11 protein-coding genes are annotated in these 13,553 nt (G+C 40.4%); 4 read left to right on the top strand and 7 right to left on the bottom strand.

The window, feature by feature from the left end; all coding sequences use genetic code 11:
• Positions 1 to 2: 2 nt before the first annotated feature.
• The 4 genes from KV40_RS18340 to KV40_RS18325 all read right to left on the bottom strand — a co-directional run bounded on the left by KV40_RS18340 (position 3) and on the right by KV40_RS18325 (position 5,452).
• A complete protein-coding gene (locus tag KV40_RS18340) occupies positions 3 to 845 on the bottom strand; it encodes a spherulation-specific family 4 protein (RefSeq protein ID WP_052055755.1) in 843 nt (280 codons plus the stop codon).
• Between the two features lie 88 nt (positions 846 to 933).
• Positions 934 to 2,472 carry a hypothetical protein gene (locus KV40_RS18335; protein WP_036484571.1) on the bottom strand — a complete coding sequence of 513 codons (1,539 nt, stop codon included), beginning with the start codon at positions 2,470 to 2,472 and terminating at the stop codon, positions 934 to 936.
• Between the two features lie 140 nt (positions 2,473 to 2,612).
• The gene (locus tag KV40_RS18330) at positions 2,613 to 2,954 is read right to left on the bottom strand and encodes a DMT family protein (protein ID WP_036484569.1); all 342 of its coding nucleotides are present in this window, start codon (positions 2,952 to 2,954) and stop codon (positions 2,613 to 2,615) included.
• A gap of 134 nt (positions 2,955 to 3,088) precedes the next feature.
• Positions 3,089 to 5,452 (bottom strand): ATP-dependent Clp protease ATP-binding subunit, encoded by a 2,364-nt coding sequence (locus KV40_RS18325; RefSeq protein ID WP_036484567.1) that lies wholly within the window; start codon positions 5,450 to 5,452, stop codon positions 3,089 to 3,091.
• 191 nt (positions 5,453 to 5,643) lie between these two features.
• On the opposite strand from KV40_RS18325, the gene KV40_RS18320 reads away from it, so the two are divergent.
• Together KV40_RS18320 and dcd are read left to right on the top strand one after the other, a co-directional pair.
• Positions 5,644 to 6,303, top strand: coding sequence for an SRPBCC family protein (locus KV40_RS18320; protein WP_036484566.1), 660 nt, complete (start codon positions 5,644 to 5,646; stop codon positions 6,301 to 6,303).
• A 150-nt stretch (positions 6,304 to 6,453) separates the two neighbouring features.
• A complete protein-coding gene (gene dcd / locus KV40_RS18315) occupies positions 6,454 to 7,059 on the top strand; it encodes a dCTP deaminase (protein ID WP_036484563.1) in 606 nt (201 codons plus the stop codon).
• A 140-nt stretch (positions 7,060 to 7,199) separates the two neighbouring features.
• On the opposite strand, the gene gntT is transcribed toward dcd, so the two are convergent.
• On the bottom strand, positions 7,200 to 8,519 hold the full coding sequence (gene gntT, locus KV40_RS18310; RefSeq protein ID WP_036484560.1) for a guanitoxin biosynthesis MATE family efflux transporter GntT: 1,320 nt from the start codon (positions 8,517 to 8,519) through the stop codon (positions 7,200 to 7,202).
• A 152-nt stretch (positions 8,520 to 8,671) separates the two neighbouring features.
• Positions 8,672 to 10,198 carry a bifunctional ADP-dependent NAD(P)H-hydrate dehydratase/NAD(P)H-hydrate epimerase gene (locus KV40_RS18305; protein WP_036484557.1) on the bottom strand — a complete coding sequence of 509 codons (1,527 nt, stop codon included), beginning with the start codon at positions 10,196 to 10,198 and terminating at the stop codon, positions 8,672 to 8,674.
• 299 nt (positions 10,199 to 10,497) lie between these two features.
• On the opposite strand from KV40_RS18305, the gene KV40_RS32320 reads away from it, so the two are divergent.
• Positions 10,498 to 11,883, top strand: a complete 1,386-nt coding sequence (locus KV40_RS32320; RefSeq protein ID WP_052055754.1) for a hypothetical protein — start codon at positions 10,498 to 10,500, stop codon at positions 11,881 to 11,883.
• Between the two features lie 142 nt (positions 11,884 to 12,025).
• Here KV40_RS32320 and KV40_RS18295 read toward each other — a convergent pair whose 3' ends face one another.
• Positions 12,026 to 12,859, bottom strand: coding sequence for an urease accessory protein UreD (locus KV40_RS18295; RefSeq protein ID WP_036484554.1), 834 nt, complete (start codon positions 12,857 to 12,859; stop codon positions 12,026 to 12,028).
• A 156-nt stretch (positions 12,860 to 13,015) separates the two neighbouring features.
• On the opposite strand from KV40_RS18295, the gene KV40_RS18290 reads away from it, so the two are divergent.
• Positions 13,016 to 13,405: a DUF1622 domain-containing protein gene (locus KV40_RS18290; protein WP_052055753.1), complete on the top strand. Its 390-nt coding sequence runs from the start codon at positions 13,016 to 13,018 to the stop codon at positions 13,403 to 13,405.
• Positions 13,406 to 13,553 lie beyond the last annotated feature (148 nt).

Genomic DNA, 13,553 nt, shown 5'->3' with positions numbered 1-13,553 from the left:
CATTAATTTACAAGATTCAAAGACCGAACATACTCAACTTCTTCTTTCCAATACAGAGGTAAACTATCCCAGGGATCGCCGTTAGCGGTAGTAAGGCTATCATCGGTAACGTAGATATAGCCAAAATGCCTTTCTACGGCACGATTTATATGGCTTTTCATCGTGGCAGCGTCGGGAACTGAATGAATTAAACTGGCAAAATGTTCGGTAGGATAGTTTTTGGCATAAGGTTGTGGCTGATATTCTGTCCATGCTTGAGAATTTTGCTCGAAAATAACTGCCGTATCGGTTGCACCTTGGGAAAAATACCTTTCGTCAGTATGAGTGCCAGGGTTAATAATGACTCTATTTAAATTAGTTTCGGTTTTAATGTAGTTATAAATATCTTGATAATAATCCAGCTTATCGCTACTGCTGGCAGCCTCATCAAGAAAAATACCGTCTAAATTGTAGTGTTGATAATAGAGATTAATATCTTGTTTTACTTCTGCGATCGCGCGATCGCCATACTTAGTATATACATACCCTAAAAGTGTAATATCTGCCTGTCCTAAATCTTTTAGTCCTCTCGCATAGTCTTCATTTGGGGGTTGACCATCGGGACCATTATTGGGGTTGATAATTGCCGTAATGGGTACTTTGTCGGCTGCTGCTACAACATCTTTCCAGATATAGGTTTTGGATTCGTACCAAGTAGGATAGGCATAAAGGGGAAGGAGAATTTTAACAGGAGTAGTCACAGTTGCAGGCGATCGCCAATAAAATAAGATTAAAACCAATAAAATAGCTGATAAAAATATATTTAAATTTCTCTTACCAAATAAACGCAATTTAAATAAAGACATAGATTTTAGAGGCAATAAGCAACAGTTAAGATTTTTATTTGCTACTTTCCTGTTTTTCTCCGTTATAAACTCGATCGCGTCTATTTGTTTAATATCCACCGAGATAGTAAGCATAGTCTGGGTTGTGAATTGCCTGAAGAACTTGGCGACGGGAAAGCAATACAAACAGAGTAGAACCGCAGATTAAGCCGAGAACTGCCCATTCTGGCGCAATTATATTAGCAGCGATGTAGCCGATGAATAAATTGAGTAGCAGACTGGGAAACAGTGACTTAAAGACGGAATATGGCAGATTGAGACTAAATAAGACGATCGCGTTTAACAAACCCACACTCAGCAATAAATAGCCCAAACAGCCGAGAGAAGTCAGCCATAGATTAGCAGTTGCCCAAGGTCTGGGAGTTGGTATTCCTACGGTAATAGTTACCGCTACTGCAAAAAACAGCACGGCAATTCCTACCACTAAAAAGTATCGATGTAGTAACCGCTTGGATAAAAGTTTTATCGTTTCATAAGTTATTGCTGTCGCCTGTTCGTACCAAAACACGATTAGTTTATATGCTAAATATTCGCTCGCGGGGACGAGTAGCAAAAAATTGATTAAAGCCAGATCCATACCTCGTTGATATGCTGAATCGATAGCAAAAATTAGTCCCGAAGCAGGAGAAACTGCCCAACCAGCCACCAGGCGATCGCAAAAAATAAAGGCAAAATATAGCACCCCATAACCAAAAAAAGGTGCTAGTAAATAGACTGTGGCACTCATTAGAGGTAAAGGAACTTCTGGATCGGCAGGATTGGCGATCGCTTGCCGCTTAAATAAAGTTGCTAGAAAAATAGAAAGAGCGATCGTAATAATAAAGGTTGCTACTACTTGAGCTTCTGAGGCTCCCAGACCATTTAGCTTTAAGATTAAAAACAATCCTGTCAGACTCACTAAAGTTATTGGCGTACCCCATACCCACTGAACGGCTAAAATTGCTAACTCCATCCAGAGAATACTTAGCAGCCAATAGTAACCCGCAGCTATAACTAAGTATTCATCGGCAAATAAGCCGCGATAAAAGCCAAACCATAAGCCTAATAGAGCTAGTATGGTGGTTGCGGTAATTCCCAAACCTAAAAGAGATATCGAAGTTTGACGCGTCTGAACGGAAAAACCCAAACCGAGATAAAATTCTCCCCGACGAGCGATCGCCTGAACAAATCCGCCACTGGTAATCAGACTGGCTAGTGTAGCGATAGTAAATAAAGCTGCTAGCTGAGGTAGTAAAAATTTAAAGCTGTGTTCGGGTTGGGTATTGCCCAAAAGTAAAAGCGTAAGTAGGGGAATAGCATAGACAAAGCTGCGAAAAAATTGTCGAAGAAAAGTTAATAGTTCGGAGATTGCCTGTCGTTTATTACTAATGGGTAGCTTGCTTTTAGGTAGTGACGGTGCTGGCTGATGCTGTCGGTAAATGTACTCGCCAACTGTTTTAACGTCGGCAAAACCAAACTCTTCTTGGATGATGCGATCGGTATAGCCTAAAGATTCGATAACCGCCATTGTCTGCCAATAATCGACCTGCTGGGGACAGATGGTTTCTACTTGAGAGATTAGCTCTAGCAGTTTTTGTTTGTCAGACATCAAATAGTAGTTAGGTTATAGTTACAATACTTTTTTAGCACCTAATTCTTGAATAATACTTTATTGAGTAGTTGGTATTTTATCTGTTATCCGACCGAAAACTTAAGTTCTAAAAACTTATTATAAACACCTTTAATTATTTACGTTTTTGTTTCGCTAAAAATCAGATATGCTGCACCTGCAAGTAACATTGCAGCAAAAAAATAATTACGAGTAACGGGAACTTTCATATAACTAACGCTAAATCCTGCAAACACCACCATAGTAATAACTTCTTGTAAAACTTTTAGCTGCGGTAAATTGAAATATTGGTTGCCCAAACGATTGGCAGGAACTTGAAAACAATATTCTAATAATGCAATTGCCCAACTTACACTAATAGCTATCCATAAAGGCGCAGTTTTGAAATTTTTTAAATGACCATACCAGGCAAAACACATAAAAATATTAGAAATAATCAGCAGTACAATGGGTTTGAGCATGGTAAAGATAAAATTATTTGTTTATTGTATTTGAAAGCATAATAGTAAAGCGATCGCGCCTTTTATCTTAAACAACAAAAAAAGATGGGCGTAATACCCACCTTTAGGTTATTTAGAACAATAAGCGGTAACTATTAGTTGACTGCTTCAACTAATGCAGGTTGTGCTATTGGTAGAATAGTTACTTCTTCGTCATCGACATCTACTAAAGCAGTATCTCCATCATCTACTCGACCCGATAAAATCGCTTCTGCCAAACTGTCTTCTAAGAGTCTGACGATCGCGCGACGTAATGGTCTAGCACCGTAACTAGGGTCGAATCCTTCATCGACTACTTTGTCTTTAAAAGCTTCTGTAACTTCGAGAGTGATTTCTCTTTGTTCTTCGAGTCTTTGAGAAACCTCTTGCAGTAAAATCTCGGAGATTTCTTTGACTTCTGGTTTGGTAAGCTGACGGAAGACAATAATTTCGTCGAGACGATTGATAAATTCGGGACGGAAGTATTGTTTTAGTTCTTGGTTGACTAGCTCTTTAATGCGATTGTACTGTGCTTCGGATTCGTCTTCGGCAAAATTAAAGCCCAATCCCGAACCGCCTTTTTCAATTACTTTAGAACCAACGTTAGAGGTCATAATAATTACCGTGTTTTTGAAATTAACTACACGACCTTGGGCATCGGTCAAACGTCCGTCATCAAGTAACTGTAACAACAGGTTAAATACATCGGGGTGTGCTTTTTCTATTTCGTCAAATAACACAACCGTATAAGGTTGGCGACGTATTGCTTCGGTTAACTGACCGCCTTCGTCGTAGCCGACATATCCTGGAGGCGAACCAATTAGTTTGGAAACGGTATGAGCTTCCATTAGTTCTGACATATCAATGCGAACGATCGCTTCTTCCGAACCAAACATCTGAACGGCTAGTGCTTTAGCGAGTTCGGTCTTACCGACTCCTGTAGGACCAGAGAAGAACAAACTGGCAATAGGACGGTTGCGATCGCCTAAACCAGAGCGAGAACGTCTTAAAGCGCGGGATACGGCTCTAACGGCTTCATCCTGACCGATAACTCGTTCGTGCAAGTTGTCTTCTAAATGAAGTAGAGTTTCCGACTCGGTTTCGGTCATTTTGGTTACGGGAATACCCGTCCAGGCAGCGACGATTTTGGCAATGCTTTCTTCATCAACTACAGGGGTTAGAGCTTGTGGGTCGATAGTAGCTACTTCGGCTGTATCTTCACTATTATTATTGCTATGTAAAGAATGTTCCAAATGAGTGCGCGAACCAGCTTCGTCAATTAGATCGATCGCTTTATCTGGTAAGAAGCGATCGCTAATATAGCGTTCGGATAGGGTAACGGCAACTTCAATTGCTTTATCGGTAAATTTAACTTGGTGATATTCTTCGTAAGTTTTGCGTAAACCTCTAAGGATTTCAATCGCATCTTCGGGAGAGGGTTCGCCAATCGTTACTTTTTGGAAACGACGTTCTAAAGCGGCATCGCGTTCGATATGCTGGCGATATTCGTCAAGAGTAGTACTACCGAGACATTGAATTTCACCTCTAGCCAAAGCGGGTTTAAGCATATTCGCTGCGTCCATCGCACCGCCCATCGCTCCAGCACCAACTAAAGTGTGAATTTCGTCGATAACTAAAATTATGTTACCTGCACTACGTACTTCGTCTACGATGCTCTTGAGTCTTTCTTCAAACTCACCGCGAAATTTTGTTCCTGCGAGTAACAAACCCATGTCGAGGCTGATAACTTCTTTACCTTCGAGAAGTTGAGTTACATCGCCATCGACGATACGTTGCGCTAATCCTTCGGCGATCGCTGTTTTACCAACTCCAGGTTCGCCCACCATAACAGGATTGTTTTTAGTACGTCTGCCCAAAATCTGAACTACTCGTTCGATTTCAGCACTTCTACCAACTACGGGATCGAGTTTACCTGCCTTTGCCAATTCGGTCAGATTGGTACTAAATTCTTTAAGAGCAACAGATTGTTGCTGTCTGGGCATTCCAAACGAGGAGCGTTTGGGAGCGGCAGCGGTTACTGGTTCTCTTTCGCCTAACTCTTTAATAATTTCCGTTCTCAACTGTCTGAGGTCGATACCTTGTTGGGTTAGCAGTTTTGCCGCTAAAGTATCTTTTTGTCTGGTAATCGCCAATAAGATATGCTCTGGTCCAATGTAGTTATCTTTTAGTTGGCGAGCTTCTTGAAAAGCATGTTCGAGGGTATTCTTAGCTTTAGGCGTAAAGGGAATATTGGCTGGAACATAACCAGAGCCTTTGCCAACTGTTTCTGTAGCTAACGCTCTGGTGCTATCGACAGTAATATTTTTAGTGGTTAAGTTTTTTGCTGCTGCTGATGTGCCCTCCCCAATCACCCCCAATAATAGATGTTCTGTCCCTACAAGATTGTGACCTGTATTTCTGGCTTCTTCTTGAGAAAGGACGACGCTTTTAATTGCTTGTTCGTTGAAGTATTCAAACATCTGGTTGGAAAACTCCCTATTAATATTTCTTCATGTACTATTAAATCTATCGTTTGCCAAACAAATAATGTAGTGGTAAAAGCCGTAAACTCAGTGAGGTTTTCCAGTTGCCGTACAAGCCCAGAGGTGTTTGTGAATTTGTCTGGTTAAAATAAGAATCGCTCGCAATTTACATTCGGGGACACTATAATTTGACTTTATTCTTCTTACCACAACGCCGTACAGCATTTTTAATTTGCCTCGGCGCGATCGCTCTAGCTGTGGCTCTAATTTTCAGTCCTGGTGCCAATGCTAAGCTGTTCGATGGTCCTGTAGATAAATTACCAGTTTTGGAAAGAGCCGCCTTGCGCCAGGGAAAAGTTACCCTGGCAGGGGAAAAGGGTAAATATACGGCGCGGATATTGGTAGAAGCTTCTAGAGATGCTGCCTGGCAAGTACTGACAGATTACGATCGCTTTGAAAATTTTCTGCCCGATGTCGATAGCAGTCGCTTACTTAAAGCTGAGGGCGATCGCAAAGTATTCGAGCAAATTAGCACGGTAAAAACCTTTGTTTTTAGTACGGAAGCCAGGGTTCGGATGGCAGTCACCGAATTTTATCCCCAGCAGATTGATTTTAAGGCAATAGGAGGAGATCTTAAAACCCTTAACGGTAGCTGGCAACTAGAACCAGTTTCTCCTTACCCCAGCGCGCCACCAGATAGCGTACTCATTACCCATCAAGTAAGTGTCATACCAGCTTCTAGTCCTGCTAACAGCTTTTTTTACGGTATTTATGAAGACAGACTAAAAAAAAGCTTGGCGGCAATCAAATCAGAAACCGAAAAACGTTATGCCCACGCTCAAAAATAAACCTCGGCATAGTTTGAATAGAGATTTAAGATAGGCTACAGACAATAAAATTTGAAATCTTAAATATCAAAACTACTGGTTTCATGATTTCATAGTGAACGCAGTCTAGTTTAAAACTTAAGTTGGTAGTAATCGGTACAGAAAATAGAAATGACGATCAAAAATGATAAGTGGATAATCGAACAGGCAAGTCAGGGAATGATTGTGCCTTTTGAAGCTAAATCGATTAGAAAAGCTGCTTTTAATGACAAACAGGAAGTTGGTACTATTAGTTGGGGGCTAAGTTCCTACGGTTACGATATTCGCCTATCGCCTCACGATTTTAGAATTTTTAGACATATCCCAGGAACGGTGGTCGATCCTAAAAATTTTAATCCTAAAAATTTAGAACCTGCCGAACTCCACTTCGATACAGATGGTTCTTCTTATTTTATTATTCCTGCTAACAGCTACGGATTGGGTGCTTCTTTAGAAAGCATCAAAATGCCCGCCAACGTTACGGCGATTTGTTTGGGTAAATCTACTTATGCCCGTGTGGGAGTTATTGCTAATATTACCCCTCTCGAAAGTTCGTGGCACGGTCGGAGTATTACTCTAGAGTTTTCTAACGCTTCTAGTGCCGATGTCAAAATCTATGCTAACGAAGGCGTGGTACAGCTACTATTTTTTGAAGGCGAACCCTGCCAAACTACCTATGCCGATCGCGGCGGCAAGTATCAAAATCAGAGCGCTGGTGTGACTTTACCTATAGTGTAATATAACGTTAGTTTGGCTTGAGAGCATCTTTTGGTGAGGATAGCTCTAAACTATAGGCTCTAAGCTTTAAGTAAACTTTTCTCTCGGCTATATTAGAAATTCAACGGTAAAATTTAAATGTACTTCTAATTTCTTAAAGCCTAAAGCCTTTTCTTTAATGTTTGTGGTACTTTCCAGCCTAAAGTTATGACTCTGCCTATCATAAACATACATAAAGCCAACCAGAGTAAATGAATATTTTGCAACTGCCAAGCAGCGATCGCCACTAGAGCAAATCCTACAACTGCGGCAATAACGGTTGAAGTACGTAAGATTTTGCCTTGAGTCAAACCGAGAAAATAGCCGTCTAGCATATAGGCGATCGAGCCAAAACCCAAGACAGGAAATAGCCAGATTGTATATTTCATCAGGCTTTTTATTATTTCTGCGTGATTGGTAAGTAACTCGAACAAAGAAGGCAACGACCAGAAAACCAAGGCGAAAAGCAAGCCTGCAATCAAACTTGCTCCCCCTGCCAGCTTAATTAAAGATAAAAGCTGACGGTTATTTTTTTGAGCGTAAAGATTACCTGCAATACTTTCTGTAGCAAAAGCAATACCGTCAATAAAATAAGCTCCAAAAGTAACTACTTGTAAAAGCAAAGTATTAACTGCCAGAACAGTTGTTCCCAGTGCCGAGCTTAGATTGGTAAAGACGGCAAAAGTAGAAATCAAAGCGAGGGTACGAATAAAAATATTGCTGTTGAGAGTAAAGGCAGCTTTGAGAGTTTTAGAATTAAAAATTAGATTGCGGTATTGCAGTAAAGAAGAATAGGGAAATTCACGCCAAATAAAAGTCAATCCTACTAACAAATTGAGATATTGACTAATTGCAGTTGCTGCTGCCGCCCCCGAACTCGCCCAGCCTAACTGCACGATAAATAAATAGTTCAAAGCGACATTAGCACCTTTATCGATTATCGATAGTATTAAAACTTTGCCCGCCAATTCTCGTCCCAAAAACCAGCCTAATAAGACAAAATTAAGCAGTGTCGCAGGTGCGCCCCAAATTAAGACATTGTAGTAATCTCGTCCCGACTCTAATACTTCTGGTGCGGCACTGAGCAAAGTAAAACCAACTTCCCGTAAAGGGTACTGCAAAATTAAAATAACTAACGCTATAAAGATGGCGATCGCACCATTTCGCAATAATGTCAAAATAACAGTATCGCGATCGCTCGCTCCTGCTGCTTGGGCTGTTGTGCCAGTTGTAGCCATGCGTAAGAAGCCAAACGACCAATAAATATAGTTAAATACAATTGAGGCGATCGCTACACCCCCTAAATGGCGAATATCCGCTAAATGCCCTAAAAATGCCGTATCGATTAAACTGGCAAGCGGCACCATCAGGTTTGAAAGAATATTGACTAAAGCCAATCGCCAAAAACGATCTACAAGGCGATCTTGCTGAGATTTGAGCATAAATCGATAGTCGAGTTCATAAAGCGGTCGCTTTTCTTAATCTAGTTGCAGTTAAATAGAAGCGAGCGCATTTTCAGGCTAGTTTTAAAATAGTAAATGTCCGATTGCGCTACAAAGTCAAATATTGAATGGGCGTAGTTTGAATTTTAATTCTAAACTTCCTTCACCGCAGCTACCAGATAATTGGTTAGGGTATAAGCATCTACGCCTAACTCGGTTCTCTTTTCTGCGGCAATAATTCCCGCTCTAGCGTGCCACCAAGCCGCAGTTGCGACAGTATCGTTTACCAACGCTCGCTCGTCTTTAATCGTTTGAGCCATCAAGCCACCAATTAAGCCAGTCAACACGTCTCCAGAACCACCTCTAGCTAATGCTGGCGTGCTTTGAGGAATTAACCACATCAAACCTTCAGGTGAAGCGATCGCAGTTTTTGCTCCTTTTAGCAGCACGATTGCGTGGCTTTGTTTAGCAACGATTTGTACGGCATTCAGGCGATCGCGGTCTAAGTCTAGATCGGGAAACAAACGTTTAAATTCTCCTGCATGAGGAGTAAGAATAGTTGTCGCCGTTCTCTGTTTTAAAGTAGGAATGGTTTCTTGTTGCGCCAACAAATTCAAACCATCGGCATCCAAAATCAAGGGACATTCTACCTGCAAAACTTTTTGTAGAGTTGCTTCGGCATCCATTGTCATACCAGGACCACAGGCAATTACATCATAATTATCTAAAGCAGTAGGAACTGAAGCGATCGCGCCTTCTCGATTTTCAGGACAGCCAATAATTAAAGCTTCTGGTAGATGGCTAACGAGCAACGGCTTTAAAGATTCTGGTACGGCTACAGACAGCATACCTACCCCACTAGCTCTCGCTCCTAATGCAGTTAAAATTGCGCCTCCAGAATAGCGACGAGAGCCACAAATTAGTAACAAGTGTCCCTGCTTGTATTTATAGGTAACTTGGGAACGGGATAAAGGTAAAAACTGACGTACTAGGCTAGGGGTAATCTGTCGTATTGGTGCGGGTTGGGTTAAAACCGACCAAACATGATGGGGTAGAATGCCAAAATCAATTCTGTGAGGTTGACCGATGTATTCTAAAGCTGCGTCTTGAAAAAAAGCTTTTTTCCATAAGCCCAAACATAGAGTATGAGTAGCGCGAATTGCTCCGCCTAAAACCTCTGCCGTATCGGTATGTATTCCTGAAGGCAGATCGATACTAACTACAGGTTGCGGTTGCTTATTTAATTTATTTAAGTCTTCAACGATATTTTCGGGTAACGAACGAGTCAAACCAAAGCCGAACAAACCATCGATAATTAAATCGCAAGAAAGTAAAGCTTCAATATCTTGGTAAAATTTAATACCCAAACTAGCCGCGTAGTCAGCGTGTTTGCTAGTTAAATCTTTCGCTTTAGACAAAGGACGATAAACTTTAATCTCATAGCCAGCTAAAAACAGTTCGCGAGCGATAACCAAAGCATCTCCGCCATTATGCCCCGGTCCAACTAATATACCTACCGAATTTATAGACGAGAGAGGATAGAGACTAATTATTTTTGACGCACAAAGAGTAGCTGCCTTTTCCATTAATGCCGCTACTGGCATTCCTGCTTTAAAAATTTGCTTCTCTATTTGACCCATTTGGGCTGCGGATACGATTATTGATTCGAGTTGACTCATCGACTGAAGCTCGGCGATCTACTATAAATTATCTTAGGTCTTCTCCAGTCAAAAAAATTATGCAATATAGCAATATAAAGGATATGAAGCTGTAATTAAATACAGTGATAGCGATCGCTTGTTTGTTAAGAGAATAATAAATACAAAAGAATAGCCCTTGGGCTTACGTTTTATCTTTGCTCTTTTTATACGTTCGAGCTTCAAAAACAAGAATAGTAAGTTATTGCTAGAGATAAAGAATGTAGCAGCGTTATTGGGAATAATATGCTAGTTACCAGCCACAATCTAGTTGTAAGACCATGACATCTACGAAACTTCAGGCTCAGCAAGGCGATCCTCAAGCGATCGCGATCTGCCTCAAAGCAGCTTTTCCAGTACAGCCTGTTGACGTAAATGCTCGACGAGAGCAAAATCTCTTAATCCTGCAACTTCGGACTTTAGATACACTAGCAGAGCATCAAACACTAACATTCCTGGAACAATGGCTGAATAAAATCAATCCACTTGGTATTTATGTGGTACAGGTTCAAGCCCAACTTCAAGGTCAAGAGCGTCTTGCTTGGAAACAATCATTGACGCTATTAAATCCAGCAACGATTGCCGCTCGTTCCAGGTCTTCTACAATAAAAACCGATCGACCAATCGGAGACACTCAAGTCGATTTAGAACCTCACTATCGACAACTCAACCTCGAACCAGATGCAACGCTTGAAGCCATCAGTCAAGCTTACTTCAAGTTAAAAGTTCGAGCCAAGCGATCTGGCAACTCCGAAGAACTGCAAACTCTCAAAAATAGTTACCAAATATTTACGAGACAGCTTCAAAAAAAAACTTACGATCGGCAAGAGCAGCAGTCATTACCTATGCCACAAACAACCACACTTCAGGAAGGCTTTAGTAAAGAAGATATCGACTTACTGTCATTTCAGAATCGGTTTAGTAGTGCAATCGTTTTTCCCTTACTATCAATATTAGCGATTATCTTGAACCTCATGACCCCAACAAGGTTTCTCCTTGGGGGTATTAATATATGGTTTCATGAATTTGGTCACGCTACAGTTGCCTGGTTATCAGGACGTAGAGCTATACCATTACCATTCGGTTGGACAAATTTTGAAACCGAGCGATCGAGCTTTGTTTATTTGGGGATTTTGTTTTTGTTGGGGCTATTGTTCCGAGCGGGATGGAAAGAAAAGCGGCGTTGGTCAATGGTGTTAGCTGTTGTTATTGCTTTACTACAATTTTGGATGACCTGGCTAATGCCTCTCGACACCTTTAATGTTTTATTTTCATTTGGTGGCATTGGAGGTGAGTTTTATTTGTGTGCATTGCTAATGGTGAATTATTTCTTTGCCTTACCTAATTACTTGCGCTGGGATTTTTATCGTTTTCCTGTGGTACTGGGGGCTGCTTTCACCTTTTGGAATCGAGTTTGGTTCTGGCATCAGATCGATCGCGGTCGAGCCTCTATTCCTTGGGGTACACTATGGGGAGGTTTTAACGATTCGGGGGGTGATATGAATTTATTGATTCAGTATGGCTGGAGCAGCCAACAAATTATTGACACTTACAATCATTTAGGTAAGTTGTGCATCGTCACTATTATGGGAACCTATTTTTATTTTGCGATCGAACAAAATCGTAATGCTTTCTTGGCTCTGCTCGAACAATTCAAGGTGCGCTGAGTCTGAAGTTAGTCTCCCCCAAGTTATTTTTAAATATTATCAGAAAACAATTTCAGGTAATGCGATCGCTAAATTAATTATTGATGTACGATAATGCGATCGCTAATTTAATTTACTTTTATCGTATCTTTGTCTAAATTTTTTACTTAGCGATATAGGGTAAGATAGAGCGATCGCAACTACAACGCACGCAGTTAGCAGCGTATTGCAAATATTTTTTAATCGAACCAGTAGTATTAGCTAAGGCACGAATTAGTAAGCCTTTATTGTCAGGCAAGATCGAACAGGCAACATTAAGATTCTGACATTCAGCCGTCTGCAAATCTTCTAAAGTGTCGCGTAATGCTTGCAAATTAGTCTGCGGTAGAATAACGATCGCGCTACCGATAACAGGCATGGAAGCAAATAATTTACTTTCTTTAAACGGATTGAGTTTTCCTTCTAAGCGCACCGCCTCTTGGCAATAAACTTCTCCCGAAAGAGAACTAACCTGTAGGCGATTGAAATAATAACGAAATTGATATGATTCTCCTCTAGCCAATCTACCAGGCAAAATTATTTCGCTAAAAAATAACCTTGCAGTTGAATGAAGTTTGATGCGAGTTGTTTGTTCTAAAGCTGCATCCTGATAGAGAATCAACGGTTCGGGAATAAATTCTAAAGTGGCGTTGGCTGCTAGTTCGATTTCATTATTAACTCTGGCAATAGTGTCCAGTTGGGGCATGGGATGAACTTTTGTCGCGGCTTGATCGGTAAGATAGAGATTGGTATTTTCTGCCATAGTAAGCTTGATGTTTAACTCATCCCCCGCCAACAAACCTGGAGAAGTGTTCATCATATATAAATAAGCGCAATGACGATTTTTGTTATCTAGCCGCAGAACTGGAGACATACGTAACGGATAAGCTGTATATTGACTGGCAATAACGCTTTTTTGGGCGCGATCGCACTTTAAATTTAATTCCAAATTTTTCATTAAAAACAAATTTTAATTGCTTAAAGCGGCGAATATATTTGCAAGCTATATTGCATTGCAAGCTATATTGCATTGAATTGCAAAATAACTCAAGAACGATATCAAATTTTCTGTATCCTCGATCGTGTAAAGTCGATTTTATTTGAGGTTTAAGTTTTGGAACACTACGCACCAGCTATCTCTAATATTGAATTTCTCTTAACCCAGGCAGCTTTAATAGTCAAAATTATTATTGAAGCTGTAGCAGTGATCCTAGTTGCTTTTTCAATTATTAAAACTATTCCTAAGATCGTGCGTAGTTATCGACACAGACAGGGAGAGGACTTTTATCGCGAGATTAGGTTAGATTTGGGATTGTCTCTGGTTTTAGCTTTAGAATTACTACTTGCAGCAGATATAGTCGGTACTTCGGTATCTCCTAGCTGGAATTCTATTGGCATTTTAGTAGCGATCGCAGCAATTAGAACAATTCTCAACTATTTTCTAGAAAAAGAAATCAAACAATTAGAAGCAGAAAGATTAAAAGGCAGAAAAGATTTGATTTAAGCTTTTCTCCATTCAACATTAAAGAAAACGAATGTCTTCTGCATTTTTAAAGGTCAAATTTATGACCAATGACAGATGCAACTCCAAGTTTATTTTCAATATAACTAACAAATGCAGCTTAACAAAAGTTTATATACAAACTAATAAG

Origin of the sequence: Myxosarcina sp. GI1, assembly GCF_000756305.1 — a bacterium.
Lineage (GTDB): Bacteria > Cyanobacteriota > Cyanobacteriia > Cyanobacteriales > Xenococcaceae > Myxosarcina.
The sequence above is the reverse complement of the archived record's forward strand: the minus strand, read 5'-3'. Positions and strand labels throughout refer to the sequence as shown.